Origin of the sequence: Actinophytocola glycyrrhizae (assembly GCF_042653545.1) — a bacterium.
In the GTDB taxonomy this organism is placed as follows: Bacteria; Actinomycetota; Actinomycetes; order Mycobacteriales; family Pseudonocardiaceae; genus Actinophytocola; species Actinophytocola glycyrrhizae.
This window is the reverse complement of sequence record NZ_JBHSIS010000003.1, coordinates 749,982-762,886: the sequence shown is the minus strand read 5'-3', so window position 1 is coordinate 762,886 and position 12,905 is coordinate 749,982. Positions and strand designations below refer to the sequence as shown.

The 12,905-nt window shown below is 70.7% G+C and carries 12 protein-coding genes; 6 read left to right on the top strand and 6 right to left on the bottom strand.

All coding sequences use genetic code 11. From position 1 onward, the window contains the following. Nucleotides 1-37: 37 nt before the first annotated feature. A complete protein-coding gene (locus ACFPCV_RS09675) occupies nucleotides 38-820 on the bottom strand; it encodes a TetR/AcrR family transcriptional regulator (RefSeq protein ID WP_378055708.1) in 783 nt (260 codons plus the stop codon). Nucleotides 821-903: 83 nt separating this feature from the next. On the opposite strand from ACFPCV_RS09675, the gene ACFPCV_RS09670 reads away from it, so the two are divergent. The 5 genes from ACFPCV_RS09670 to ACFPCV_RS09650 all read left to right on the top strand — a co-directional run bounded on the left by ACFPCV_RS09670 (nucleotide 904) and on the right by ACFPCV_RS09650 (nucleotide 6,353). Then, complete coding sequence (locus ACFPCV_RS09670) at nucleotides 904-1,866, top strand: ATP-binding cassette domain-containing protein (RefSeq protein WP_378055707.1); 963 nt, start codon at nucleotides 904-906, stop codon at nucleotides 1,864-1,866. Then, a complete protein-coding gene (locus ACFPCV_RS09665; protein WP_378055706.1) occupies nucleotides 1,863-2,648 on the top strand; it encodes an ABC transporter permease in 786 nt (261 codons plus the stop codon). Before ACFPCV_RS09670 ends, ACFPCV_RS09665 begins: the two co-directional genes overlap by 4 nt. A 7-nt stretch (nucleotides 2,649-2,655) precedes the next feature. After that, a complete protein-coding gene (locus ACFPCV_RS09660; RefSeq protein WP_378055705.1) occupies nucleotides 2,656-5,019 on the top strand; it encodes a DEAD/DEAH box helicase in 2,364 nt (787 codons plus the stop codon). Beyond that, entirely contained in the window at nucleotides 5,016-5,777 is a 762-nt protein-coding gene (locus ACFPCV_RS09655; RefSeq protein ID WP_378055704.1) for an SWIM zinc finger family protein, read from the top strand. The genes ACFPCV_RS09660 and ACFPCV_RS09655 overlap by 4 nt, the downstream gene beginning before the upstream one ends. 360 nt (nucleotides 5,778-6,137) lie before the next feature. Further along, nucleotides 6,138-6,353, top strand: a complete 216-nt coding sequence (locus ACFPCV_RS09650) for a hypothetical protein (protein WP_378055703.1) — start codon at nucleotides 6,138-6,140, stop codon at nucleotides 6,351-6,353. Here the strand turns inward: ACFPCV_RS09650 and ACFPCV_RS09645 are convergent. Then, nucleotides 6,334-7,368 carry an MBL fold metallo-hydrolase gene (locus ACFPCV_RS09645; protein ID WP_378055702.1) on the bottom strand — a complete coding sequence of 345 codons (1,035 nt, stop codon included), beginning with the start codon at nucleotides 7,366-7,368 and terminating at the stop codon, nucleotides 6,334-6,336. The two genes, ACFPCV_RS09650 and ACFPCV_RS09645, sit on opposite strands and share 20 nt — an antisense overlap. A 1,033-nt stretch (nucleotides 7,369-8,401) precedes the next feature. Here ACFPCV_RS09645 and ACFPCV_RS09640 point away from each other — a divergent pair. After that, nucleotides 8,402-9,631: a glycoside hydrolase family 18 protein gene (locus tag ACFPCV_RS09640; RefSeq protein WP_378055701.1), complete on the top strand. Its 1,230-nt coding sequence runs from the start codon at nucleotides 8,402-8,404 to the stop codon at nucleotides 9,629-9,631. Between the two features lie 41 nt (nucleotides 9,632-9,672). Here the strand turns inward: ACFPCV_RS09640 and ACFPCV_RS09635 are convergent, their stop codons facing one another. The 4 genes from ACFPCV_RS09635 to ACFPCV_RS09620 form a co-directional block, all read right to left on the bottom strand. Then, nucleotides 9,673-9,858 (bottom strand): hypothetical protein, encoded by a 186-nt coding sequence (locus tag ACFPCV_RS09635; protein WP_378055700.1) that lies wholly within the window; start codon nucleotides 9,856-9,858, stop codon nucleotides 9,673-9,675. Between the two features lie 84 nt (nucleotides 9,859-9,942). Continuing rightward, nucleotides 9,943-10,761: an ABC transporter ATP-binding protein gene (locus tag ACFPCV_RS09630; RefSeq protein WP_378055699.1), complete on the bottom strand. Its 819-nt coding sequence runs from the start codon at nucleotides 10,759-10,761 to the stop codon at nucleotides 9,943-9,945. 1 nt (nucleotide 10,762) lies between these two features. Beyond that, on the bottom strand, nucleotides 10,763-11,800 hold the full coding sequence (locus ACFPCV_RS09625; RefSeq protein ID WP_378055698.1) for a FecCD family ABC transporter permease: 1,038 nt from the start codon (nucleotides 11,798-11,800) through the stop codon (nucleotides 10,763-10,765). Then, a complete protein-coding gene (locus tag ACFPCV_RS09620) occupies nucleotides 11,797-12,831 on the bottom strand; it encodes a FecCD family ABC transporter permease (protein WP_378055697.1) in 1,035 nt (344 codons plus the stop codon). The genes ACFPCV_RS09625 and ACFPCV_RS09620 overlap by 4 nt, the downstream gene beginning before the upstream one ends. Nucleotides 12,832-12,905 lie beyond the last annotated feature (74 nt).

Here is a 12,905-nt window from a genome sequence, read left to right as displayed (position 1 = left end):
GGGGGACTCGCGGGGTTGGGTGGGTGGGTGGGTGGGGTTAGTGGCGGGAGGTCAGTAGGGTTTCTATGCCGTCCAGGATGCGGGCCAGGCCGAACTCGAAGCCGTGGGTCGCGTCGTAGGCCGACTGGTAGGTCTCGCCCGCCACCGCGCCGACGCGGGCGGCCACCGGGTACTTCTCCGGGTCGAAGACCTTCTCCAGCAGCGGGGCGTAGACCGACCACCACTCGTCGTCCGTCTGCCCCGTGGCCTGCACCGATGACGCCGCCTCCGCGGCCGCGCGGGCCGTGCCCTGCACGTAGACGGCGACCATGCTCACCACCGAGTCCATCTCCAGCTCGGTCAGCCCGATGCCGTCGACGGCGCGGAGCTGGTGGTCGTAGTCGGCGATGCTGTTCGGCCCCAGGGGCGGCCGGGACATCGCCATGACCTGCAGCAGCCACGGGTGGCGCTGGTAGAGATCCCACGCCGACCTGGCGACCGCGGTCAGCTTCTCCCGCCAGCCGCCCTCGACCTCCTGCCGGGGCGAGGAGCCGACCGCGCGGTCGAACATCACGTCGACCAGTTCGGCCTTCGACGGCACATACGTGTAGAGGGACATGGTCCCGACGCCCAGGCGGTCGGCGACGCGGCGCATGGACACCGCGGCCAGGCCCTCCGCGTCGGCGATCTCGATGCCCGCCCGCACGATCCGCTCCACCGTGAGGCCCTGCTTCGGCCCGCGTGACCTGGGCGGCTGCGCCGTCCCCCACAGCAGCTCCATGCTGCGCACCGGGTCGCCTCGGCCGCCGTAGTGCCTGGTCTCGTCATCTTTTTTCGCCATCGCCGTAACATCCTAGAATCTCCGTACGATGTACGGTAGCGTTCGACCAAACTCCGTACAAGGTACGACAAGGGAGATGACAGGTGCGCCCGATCATCGCCGCGCAAGGACTGCGCAAGCGGTTCGGCGACAGGACCGCGCTCGACGGGGTCGACCTGACCGTCGCGGCCGGCACCGTCCACGGGGTGCTCGGCCCGAACGGGGCAGGCAAGACCACCGCCGTCCGCATCCTCACCACGCTGCTGAAACTCGACGACGACAACGCAGGGGGCCGGGCCGAGGTCGCCGGTTTCGACGTCATGACCAGGCCCGACCAGGTCCGCGCGCACATCGGGCTGGTCGGCCAGAACGCCGCGGTCGACGAGGTCCTGTCCGCGCGGCAGAACCTCGAGCTGTTCGGCCGCCTCTACCACCTCGGTTCGCGGGACGCCCGGGCCCGCGCGACCGAGCTGCTCGACCGGTTCGGCCTCGCGGACACCGGCAACAAGGCCGTCAAGCAGTTCTCCGGCGGCATGCGGCGGCGCCTCGACCTCGCCGCGAGCCTGATCCTGCGACCCCGCGTCCTGTTCCTCGACGAGCCGACCACCGGGCTGGACCCGCGCGGCCGCAACGAGGTGTGGGAGGCGGTCCGCGCACTGGTCCGCGATGGCACGACGGTGCTGCTGACCACGCAGTACCTGGACGAGGCCGACCAGCTCGCGAGCGCGGTCTCGGTCGTCGACCACGGCCGGGTGATCGCCGAGGGCAGCCCGGCCACGCTCAAGGCGCGGCTGGGTGGCGACCGGCTCGACGTGGTCCTGCACGACGTGGCCGCGCTGCCCGCCGCGGCCGAGGTGGTGACCAGGGTCGCCGGGGAACCGGCGACGGTCGACGAGGACAACCGCATGGTCAGCGCACCCGTGACCGATCCGCTCGGCGCGCTCGGCGACGCGGTGCGGGCACTGCGGGAGGCGGGCCTCGGCGTCGAGGACGTCGCACTGCGCAGGCCGACGCTCGACGAGGTGTTCCTGCACCTGACCGGCGACAAGAAGGAGGTGGCGGCATGAGGTACGCCTTCGCCGACGGGTGGACCATCACCCGCCGCGACATACTGCACTGGACCCGCGACCCCGGCCCGGTGATCATCGGACTGCTGTTCCCCGTGCTGATGGTCGTGATGTTCGGCTACCTGTTCGGCGGCGCGATGGCCGTGCCGGGCGGCGGCGAGGGGTACCGCGAGTTCATCCTGCCCGGCATGTTCGCCATGACCATGGCGTTCGGGCTGGAGGCGACGATGATCGCGGTCAGCACGGACGCGCAGAAGGGCGTCACCGACCGGTTCCGCTCGATGCCGATCGCGCCGTCCGCGGTGGTCACCGGCAGGGCGGGCGCGGACATGCTGAACTCGGTGCTCGGCCTCGCCGTGATCATGGGCGCCGGTGTGCTGGTCGGCTGGCAGGCGCACACCGGGCCCGCCGAGGTGCTCGCCGCGGTCGGGCTGCTGCTCCTGCTGCGGTTCGCGCTGCTGTGGCTGGGGATCTTCCTCGGCCTGGTGATCAAGGGGCCGGAGAGCGTGGTGATGGTGCAGATCCTGGTCTGGCCGGTCACGTTCCTGTCCAACGCGTTCGTGGCGCCGGGCACGATGCCGGGCTGGCTGGGAACCATGGCCGAGTGGAACCCGTTGTCCTCCACGGTCGCGGCGGCCCGCGACCTGTTCGGCAACCCGTCCTGGGGCGCGGACTCGTGGGTCGCCGAGCACGCGCTGCTGATGGCGGTCGTGTGGCCGGTGGTCCTGATCGCGATCTTCGCCCCGTTGTCCGTCCGCCGTTTCCAGCGCCTCTCCCGATAGGAGTTCGATGACCGAGGCCGAGTTGCTCGCGCTGCACCTGGTGGCACGCGGCAGGCTCCTGCCGACCGTGACCGTCGACGGGTACGCCGCGTGGCGGGTCGGGCCGCTCGATCCCTCCGATGTGGACCGGATGCGGCGGCTCGGGATCACGCGCGAGCAACTCGACCCGGTCGCCGACCGGCTCGCGCGGGAGGCGGGTGCCACGACACCGTTCGCCGACCCGGCCCCCCACCACGTGCCTCGGCTGCGGGAGTGGGCCGACGCGATCGCGGCGGAACACGACCGGTCGGCCCGCGTCTCGCTGCGGGTCGAGATGAGTGACGAGGCCCTGAGCGCCGTGCTCCAGGTGCACGGCATGACCGACGGTGTGGTCGCCGACGCGGCGCACGTGTGGTCGGGCGCGGCGTTCGGGCACGGGGAGCGGCTCGACGCCGTGCTCGAGGTCCGGCACGCCGCACGGGTCTGGCCGCCGCTGGCCCGGCTGCTGGAGCTGGCGGTGCCGGACCGGCTGGACCTGTCCGACGACGACGTGCGGGACCTGCTCACCGGCGGTGAGCAGGCGCTCGCCGCCGCCGGGGTGCCCGTGCACTGGCCAAGGGACCTCGACCGGGACGTGTCGGCCGCCGCGGTGGTCGGCGGGACCGAGCTGCCGTCGTTCTTCGACGGCGTGCTGGACTTCTCGTGGCAGGTCGCGGTCGGCGGCGAACCGCTTTCGGCCGCCGAGATGGACCTGCTCGCCGAGGCGCACCGGCCGGTCGTGCGGCTGCGGGACCGGTGGACCCTCGTCGCCCCCGACCTCGCCAGCAAGGCGCGGGAGCGGGTGCGCAAACCTCTGACCGCGGTCGAGGCGCTCGGCGCCGCGCTCACCGGGCGGGCGCACCTCGACGGCGAGTGGGTGCCGGTAGCACCGAGCAGGCCGCTGGAACTGTTGCGGGACAAGCTGTCCACGACGGAGAGCGTCGAGGCGCCCGCCGCGCTCACCGCGACCCTGCGCGACTACCAGCTGCGCGGGCTGCGGTGGCTCGCGCGGATGACCGAGCTGGGTCTCGGCGGCTGTCTCGCCGACGACATGGGGCTCGGCAAGACGATCACGTTGATCGCGCTGCACCTGCATCGCGCGGCGGGACCGACGCTGGTGGTGTGCCCCGCGTCGCTGCTCGGCAACTGGGAGCGGGAGATCCGCCGGTTCGCGCCGGGGGTGGACGTGCACCGGTACCACGGTGGCGCTCGCTCCATTGTGGACACGGACGGGTTCGTCCTGACGACCTACGGCACCATGCGCGTCGACGCGGGCGAACTGTCCACTGTGGACTGGGACCTCGTGGTGGCCGACGAGGCACAGCACGTGAAGAACGCGCGTTCCGACACCGCGCGGGCACTGCGACGCATTCCCGCACGTGCCAGGGTCGCGCTCACCGGCACCCCGGTGGAGAACAACCTGTCGGAGCTGTGGGCGATCCTCGACTGGACCACCCCCGGCCTGCTCGGCACGCTCGGTGAGTTCCGGGCGCGGTGGGCTCAGCCGGTCGAGTCCGGCGACCCGGTGACGGCCGCGCACCTGTCGCGGCTGATCACGCCGTTCCTGTTGCGGCGCCGCAAGTCCGACCCCGGCATCGCACCGGAGCTGCCGCCCAAGACCGAGACCGACCGGCCCGTGGCGCTGACCCGCGAGCAGGCCGGGCTGTACGAGGCGGTGGTGCGCGAGACCATGACCCGGATCCGGGACGCCACCGGCATGCAGCGCAAGGGGCTGGTGCTGAAGCTGCTCACCGCGCTCAAGCAGGTGTGCAACCACCCGGCGCAGTACCTCGGCGAGCCCGACGCCCGGTTGTCCGGCCGGTCGGGCAAGCTCGAGCTGCTCGACGAGCTGGTCGACACGATCCGCGCGGAGGGCGGCGGGCTGCTGGTGTTCACCCAGTACGTGGCGATGGCCCGGCTGCTGGAGCGGCACCTGCGCGAACGGGGCGTGCCGACGCGGTTACTGCACGGCGGCACCCCGGTGCGGCGGCGGGACGAGCTGGTGCGGGCGTTCCAGGAGAGCGACGAGCCGCCGGTGTTCCTGTTGTCGCTCAAGGCGGCGGGCACCGGGCTGAACCTGACGCGTGCCGATCACGTCGTGCACTACGACCGCTGGTGGAACCCGGCCGTCGAGGCGCAGGCCACCGACCGGGCGTACCGCATCGGGCAGGACCGGCCGGTGCAGGTGCACCGGCTGATCGCGGAAGGAACCCTGGAGGACCGCATCGCCACGATGCTGGCGGCGAAGAAAGAACTGGCGGACGCCGTGCTGGGCAGGCAGGACGGCGCGGAACTGACCGAACTCACCGACGCCCAGCTGGCCGAGCTGGTGGAACTGAGGGAGGCCCCGTGACGGCGATCGGATTTCCCGCGTTTCCGGTGACCAGGAGAAAGCCGGGCCGGTTCGCGGGCACCTGGTGGGGAAACGCGTGGCTGCAGGCCATGGCGGACACGTCCCTCGACCTCGCGCAGCTCAAACGCGGCCGCAGGTTCGCCTACGCGGGGCTCGTCGGGCCGATCACGGTCAGCGCGGGCCGCATCGCCGCGCAGGTGACGAGCGACGACGGCGCGGTGCACCACACGGTCGTGCTCGTGGACCGGCTCTCCGCCCCGCAGTGGCGGCGGTTCCTGGACGAGGTCGCAGCGAAGGCCGGGCACCTCGCCGCGCTGCTGGACCGGGACATGCCACACGACCTGGTCGAGGCGGCGGCGGATGCGGATGTCACGTTGCTGCCGGGAATTGGCGACCTGCAACCGGAGTGCGACTGCGAGGGCTGGGAGCTGCCGTGCACGCACGCGGCCGCGCTGTGTTTCCAGGCCGCGTGGCTGCTCGACGCGGACCCGTTCGTGCTGCTGCTGTTGCGTGGCCTCGGCCAGGACGACCTGACCGAGGAGCTGCGCCGCCGGGCCACGAGCCGACGCCAGGACGATGCCGTTCCGGCGCTCGAACGCCCGGAGGTTCCGGAGGTCGGGCCGCTGCCGCCGGTTTCCGGCCCGCCGCGCGAACTCGTGGTACCGCCCGCGCCGGGCATCGATCCCGACGAGCTCGCCGACATCGCGGCCCGCGCGGCGAAACGAGCGAGAAAGCTCCTCACCGAGCACACAGGGTGACGTTACAGGTAGGTTCACAAGTGTGATGCGGTCGTGAACTCGCCCACCGGGGGTGATCGACCGGATCCGGAACGTACTTCACACTGATAACCGTGAAAGCTGGGAATAATCCGAGGGTGTAAATCGCTAAAGCCTGGTTCACCTGCCGATAAGACTGCTTTTCAGCTTGTGTGTTACCGTCGGTCTTACCAGCAGAGGGGTGGTGTCAAGCACTCCGCGAGTGTCAGGATGCCGGTCGCCGGGAGGTTTCCCCGGACGATCGTGACAGTCGGACCCCCGATTACCGAGTGACACGATCAGCGATGGCGCTGCCGCGATGGCCCCCGACGCCACCGCGGCAGGCAGGCAGAAAGGCTCCGCATGACCTGGGCACGACACGCCAGCCCGACGATCGAGCAAGGCCGCTTCGCCGAAGCGCGGGCGAACGAGAGAGTTCACTACGCCATTCAGAACCGCAAGGCGGCACTCACGGTCGCCGGCCACGCGTCGGACGCGCAGGACTGCGCGAACCTGCTCGCGATGCTGGGTCTGGACTCAGTGGACGAGAACGGGACCATCAAGGTCCCGGCGGAGTGACCGAGTACACCACCACTCCGTCCACTGTGGACGACTGAAGTTCTCCCCGCACGACCAGCACGTCGAGATGCGCCGCGGTTTCCCCCGTCGCGAGCGTCTTGTTGAAGAGGTCGAGATCGTCGAACCGGCGGTGCCGACGGGTCCACCCCAGCCGCCGCGCTGCTTCGAACGCGGTGGCGGCCCCGTCGCGCACCGCCGCCAGCGTTTCGGCGAGCCGTTCCTCGTGGTGTGACAGCAGCTCATCCACCCGGGCGTGCACGCTGGCCGTGACCGGACCGTGCGCGGGCAGCAGGCGCAGGTCCGGGTAAGACCGCACGAGACGCAGGCTGTCGAGGTAGTCGCCAAGCGGCAGCTTCGCGGGTGCGGGCTGGAACCCGATCGATGGCGTGATGTGCGGCAGCACGTGGTCACCCGCGAACAGCACCCCGGCCCGCTCGTCGACGAAGACGACATGCCCCTGCGTGTGCCCCGGCGTCGGCAGCGCGACCAGCGTCCGGTCCCCGAGGTCGATCCTGGTGGTCCCGTCGAGCCACTCGTCGGGCTCTTCGTACCGCGCGGGCGCCTCCCGCTCGTCCCGGTCGACGAACTGCTGCCGCCACTCACTCATCAGCGGCGCGGCACCCCAGCGGACCATCTCCATGGCCTGCCCGTCGAGCCGCCGGGCCATGATCCGCTCAAGGGACGGCTGCTCCCCGATCCCGAGCGAGATCTTGCTGCCGTAGATCCGCCGCAACGCCACACCCAGCGTGTAGTGGTCCCGGTGCACGTGCGTGACGAGGAACCGCTGGATGTCCCCGAACCCGTAGCCGAGCGCGCCGAGCGCCTCCTCGAGCTGCCGCTCCGCGACCTCGAGCGCCCACCCGGAGTCGATGAGCACCAGCCCGCCACCGGACTCGATGGCGTAGACGTTCACCGCCCGCAACCCGTCCGTGGGCAACGGCAACGGGATGCGGTGCACACCGGGCGCCACCTCGAACGCACCGGGCTCGACCCACGCCTGCCGGTCCTCGACCATGGACACCTCCTTCGTTAGCAAACCGAACTTAGCAAATCCCGGTTCACTTCCGAGCCCACGACGTGCCCAAGGACACCATCGGAACCGGCAGACCCGCTACCCCGGCCACTCCCGAGGGGCCGATGCCGTGAAAAAGCGCGTTGCGACATGCCCTCAATGGCACATTCACGGCGCTCAGCGCCCTGAATGGCCCATTCACGGCACCACCGATGTCCCAAATGCTCCGTTGATCAAGGACCGGCCCGCTACGCGGGCCGCGCCGCGCGCGGGCGCGCAGCGCCCGCAGGGCGAAGCCCGCGAAGCGGGCACGCCGCGAAAGGCGCGTTCACGGCACACCCCATGCCCTCAATGGCACATTCACAGCGCCCAGCGCCCTGAACGGCCCATTCACGACACCACCGATGTCCCAAACGCGCCGTTGATCAAGGACCGGCCCGCTACGCGGGCCGCGCCGCGCGCCGGGCGCGCAGCGCCCGCCGGGCGAAAGCCCGCGCCGGGCGAAAGCCCGCGCAGCGGGCAAAGCCCCGCGCAGCGGGCCCGCCCCGAAGGGCAGAAGCACCCCGCCCCCAACACACCCCAACCAGAAAAACCACTAGAGGGTTCGGTGGTGGCGGCGGGCAATCCAGTGGCAGGGCGCCAGCCCTGCCCGCAAGGGCCCCTGCAGGGCGGCGGAGGCTCGCGTGTCAAGGGTGGCGAAGCCATCCGGCGAAGCCGGACGCCGAAGGCGCCCTTGACACGTGAGGGGCCGCCCGTAAAATCCGCCGCCACCACCGAACACCAACACTCGCCAAAGCACCCCGAAGACCCAAGCGGGACAACAAACAGCCACAAGATCAACAAGATCAACACGCGGCCTCCGGCCCCCCGGAATCCAGCTTACCCAGCAGCACCGACAAACCGGAACAACCATCCACAGCCCAGGACCGAGCGGCAACCGCTTGCTCTGTACCACTTGACGAGACATGGTCTAGACCACATAGTGGACAACGGATCTCCGTTCATGCGCTGGACCCCTGCATCCACGAGGAGAACGATGTCCCGTAAACGTTGGCGGGTACCCGCCTTACTGGCTCTGATGGCCACCACGCTCGGTCTGGTGACCGCCCCCGCGCAAGGCGCCGAGTCCGGATCCACACCCGCCGTGTCGGTGGCGGCGGGAGGGATCAACCTCGGCTACTTCGTGCAGTGGGGTGTCTACCAGCGCAACTACCATGTCAAGAACATCGAGACCTCGGGCTCGGCGGACAAGCTGACCCACATCAACTACGCGTTCGGCAACGTCACGAACGGCCAGTGTGCCATCGGTGACGCGTACGCGGACTACGACCGGTTCTACGACGCCGCATCCAGTGTGGACGGTACCGCCGACACGTGGGACGCCGGTGCGCTGCGTGGCAACTTCAACCAGCTGCGCAAGCTGAAGGCCATGCACCCGGGCCTGAAGGTGCTGTGGTCGTTCGGCGGCTGGTCCTGGTCAGGGGGCTTCGGCCAGGCCGCGCAGAACCCGGAGGCGTTCGCCGAGTCGTGTTACGACCTCGTGGAGGACCCGCGCTGGGCGGACGTCTTCGACGGGATCGACATCGACTGGGAGTACCCCAACGCCTGCGGCCTGCAGTGTGACACCAGCGGCTTCGAGTCGTTCGAGAACGTGATGGGTGCGATGCGGGCCAGGTTCGGCTCGGACAACCTGGTCACCGCCGCGATCACCGCCGACGGGTCCGACGGCGGCAAGATCGACGCGGCCGACTACGCGGGCGCGGCGCAGTACGTCGACTGGTACAACGTGATGACCTACGACTACTTCGGCGCGTTCGACGCGGACGGTCCCACCGCCCCGCACTCGCCGCTGACCGCCTACGACGGCATCCCCGCCGCTGGCTTCAACTCCGACGCGGCGATCCAGAAACTGAAGGGCAAGGGCATCCCGTCGGCGAAACTGTTGCTGGGCATCGGTTTCTACGGCCGCGGCTGGACCGGCGTCACGCAGGCCGAACCGGGCGGCGCGGCCACCGGGCCCGCGCCCGGCACGTACGAACCGGGCATCGAGGACTACAAGGTGCTCAAGGATCGTTGCCCCGCAACGGGAACGGTCGCGGGCACCGCGTACGCCTTCTGCGACGGGCAGTGGTGGAGCTACGACACCCCGGCCACCATCGGCGGCAAGATGGACTACGCCGCCCAGCAGGGGCTCGGCGGCGCGTTCTTCTGGGAGCTGTCCGGTGACACGAGCAACGGTGAACTGATCTCCGCCATGGCGGGCTGACGTCGCCGCTCTGAAGGGCGCCTTCGTACCGAAGGCGCCCTTCAGGGCATTCCTCGTGGGTCGCGGATGTCGCGGTAGCTCTCGGCCAGTGGGTTGCGGCCGGAGCGGACGACGACGGCGACGAGGAGACCGGCGAGTCCGCCGATCGTCAGCACGAGCACCTGCAGCACCAGCCCCACGACGAACGCGGCGGTGGCGAGGATCCCGATGATCCACCGGATGGCCATGTCACCCCCAGACAACAGGCATGTGGGTGCACGCCAGGAAACAGGCGTACAGCACTAACCTTTTCGCCTCGGTCCACGAAAGTGTTACCCAGAGTGCTGGGTTTCACGTTCCGTAAGCGAGTGGTGCCGCCCCGTGGGAATGACCAGCGGTGTCGCGCTCACGGGATCGGTCGTCACCTGGCAGCGCACGTCGAACACGTCCTCGACCAGTTCCGGGGTCACGACATCCGCGGGCGGGCCCTCGGCCACGATCCGGCCCGCCTTCATCGCGATCACGTGGTCGGCGTAGCGGCACGCCTGGTTCAGGTCGTGCAGCACCATCACGATCGTCCTGCCCTCGCGGTGGTTCAGGTCCACCACCAGGTCCAGGACGTCGATCTGGTGGGCGAGGTCGAGGAACGTGGTCGGCTCGTCGAGCAGCAGCACCGGGGTCTCCTGCGCGACGGCCATCGCGATCCACGCGCGCTGCCGCTGCCCACCGGACAGCTCGTCCACCGGCCGGTCCGCGAGATCGGTCATCTCGGTCGCCGCGAGCGCGGCGGCCACCGCGGCCTCGTCGGTCGCCGACCACTGCCGCCACCAGGTCTGGTGCGGCGAACGGCCCCTGGTGACCAGGTCGACCACCGTCAGCCCGTCCGGCGCCACCGGTGACTGCGGCAGGATGCCCAGCCGCTTCGCTACCTGCCTGGTCGGCAGCGCGTGCACGGAGCGGCCGTCGAGGTGCACTGCCCCCGCCTTCGGGGTGAGCAGCCGGGCGAGCGCACGCAGCAGCGTGGACTTGCCGCACGCGTTCGCACCGACGATCACGCTGATCCGGCCGGGCGGCACGAGCAGGTCGAGGTCGTCGACCACGACCCGGTCATCGTAGGCGAGGCGCAGGTGTTCGGCCCGCAGTTCGGTCACGTCAGCCTCCTGAGCCGGCTCGGTTGGCCCTGGCCAGCAGCCAGAGCAGGAACGGGGCGCCGAGCACGCCGGTCACGACGCCGACCGGGAGCTGCGTGCCGGGCATCAGCACGCGGGGCAGCAGGTCGCTGCCGAGCAGCACGGCCGCGCCGGTGATGCCGGACGTGACGAGCGGCGGCACCGGGGTGCCGGCGACGCGCTTGGCGATCTGTGGCGCGGCCAGCGCGACGAACGCGACCGGGCCCGCGGCCGCGGTGCCGAACGCGACCAGCCCGACACCGGCGATCAGCAGCGTCAGCCTGGCCACCTGAACCGGGGTGCCGAGGCCGATGGCGACGTCGTCGCCGAGGTGCAGCGCCCGCAGCCAGCCGCTCATCGCGATCGTGGCGGGGACGAGCACGGCCATGGCGATCAGCAGCGGCGTCGCCTGTGCCCAGGTGCTGTCGTTGAGGTTGCCGACCATCCAGCCGACGATCTGCTGCGCCTCGTACAGCTTCGCGTGCGCCAGCAGGTAGCTGGTGGCGCTCGTGCACGCCCACGCGACGCCGATGCCGACCAGGATGATGCGGTAGCCGGTGGTGCCGCGCTGCCACGCGAGCACGTAGATCAGCAACGCGGCCCCGATCGCACCGGCCAGGCCGAGCGTCTGCGTGCCGAGGCCGGCGCCGATGCCGAGCACGATGCCCACGACGACCGCGGTGGTGGCACCTGCGGAGACACCGATGACGTCGGGGCTGGCGAGCGGGTTGCGGGTGATGGTCTGGAAGATCGCACCGGACATGCCGAACGCGAGCCCGACGAACAACCCGCACAGCGCGCGGGGCATGCGCCAGTCGTAGACGACGACGCGGTCGTAGTAGTCGCCCTGGGAGAACAGCGCGGCGACGACCTCGCCGACGGACAGCTGGTAGTCGCCGATCGTCATGCCGAAGCAGAACAACAGGAACGCGGCGGCGGCGAGGACGACGGCGGAGCCGAGCACCCTCGGCCGCACCCTGGCCGAGGCGCCCGCGACCCGGATGGTGACCGCGGCGGTCACAGCTCGGCCAGCCTGCGGCGGCGGACCAGCGCGATGAAGAACGGGGCGCCGATGAACGCGACCACGATCCCCACGTCGACCTCGCCCGGCCGCGCGATGACCCGGCCGATGATGTCCGCGGCGAGCATGAGGACCGGCGCGAACAGCATGCAGTAGGGCAGCAGCCAGCGGTGGTCCGGTCCGGTGATGGCGCGGGCGATGTGCGGCACCACGAGCCCGACGAACACGACCGGCCCGACCACGGCGACCGCCGAGCCGGTGAGCAGTGTGATGGCCACGGCGCCCTGCACCCTGGTCAGCGCCACCCGGCGGCCGAGTGCCTTCGCGACGTCGTCGCCGAGTGAGAGGCTGTTGAACGCGTTCGCCGACGCGAGCGCGAGGACCGTGCCCGCCAGCACGAACGGCAGCACCCGCAGCAGCACGCCGTTGTCCTGCCCCGCGAGCGAACCGGACGCCCAGAAGCGGTACCGGTTGAGTGCTGCCGGGTCGACGAGCGAGATGCCGTTGGTGAGCGAGGTCAGCAGCGCGGTGATCGCGACCCCGGCGAGTGCGAGCTTGACCGGCGTGGCACCGCCCCGGCCCGCGCTGCCGAGCAGGTAGACGACCACGCTCGCGACCAGAGCGCCGGCGAACGCGAACCAGATGTAGCCGTACAGCGAGGCGATCCCGGTGGTCGCGACGGCGAGGACGATGCCGAACGCGGCACCCGCGCTGATCCCGAGCAGGCCGGGGTCGCCGAGCGGGTTGCGGGTCAGCGCCTGCATGACCGCACCGGCGAGGCCGAGCGCGACGCCGACGAGGATGCCGAGCAGCGTGCGGGGGAAGCGGGTGCCCCAGATGATCGCGTCTTCCGAGCCCTGCCCGAAAAGCGTGGCGAGGACCTCGCCGGGCGGGATGTTCCTGGTGCCGATCGCGAGCGACAGCACGCACAGCACGAGCAGCCCCCCGGCACCCGCGAGCAGGTAGGTGCCCCGGCGCCGGGATGACCCACGCGAGGGGGCGCCCACCGGCGCCGCGTGGGTCTGGATCATGTGGCCCACCCTACTCGGCGGAACTTAGGGTAGGTATACCTCAGCGCACTCTCCCTGTGTTAGGTTCGCCTTAC

Excerpts from the sequence above, each read along its gene's own strand:
- ACFPCV_RS09675 (WP_378055708.1), bottom strand. The coding sequence starts at position 820 with ATGGCGAAAAAAGATGACGAGACCAGGCACTACGGCGGCCGAGGCGAC.
- ACFPCV_RS09665 (WP_378055706.1), top strand. The coding sequence starts at position 1,863 with ATGAGGTACGCCTTCGCCGACGGGTGGACCATCACCCGCCGCGACATA.
- ACFPCV_RS09660 (WP_378055705.1), top strand. The coding sequence starts at position 2,656 with ATGACCGAGGCCGAGTTGCTCGCGCTGCACCTGGTGGCACGCGGCAGG.
- ACFPCV_RS09650 (WP_378055703.1), top strand. The coding sequence starts at position 6,138 with ATGACCTGGGCACGACACGCCAGCCCGACGATCGAGCAAGGCCGCTTC.
- ACFPCV_RS09645 (WP_378055702.1), bottom strand. The coding sequence starts at position 7,368 with ATGGTCGAGGACCGGCAGGCGTGGGTCGAGCCCGGTGCGTTCGAGGTG.
- ACFPCV_RS09640 (WP_378055701.1), top strand. The coding sequence starts at position 8,402 with ATGTCCCGTAAACGTTGGCGGGTACCCGCCTTACTGGCTCTGATGGCC.
- ACFPCV_RS09635 (WP_378055700.1), bottom strand. The coding sequence starts at position 9,858 with ATGGCCATCCGGTGGATCATCGGGATCCTCGCCACCGCCGCGTTCGTC.
- ACFPCV_RS09620 (WP_378055697.1), bottom strand. The coding sequence starts at position 12,831 with ATGATCCAGACCCACGCGGCGCCGGTGGGCGCCCCCTCGCGTGGGTCA.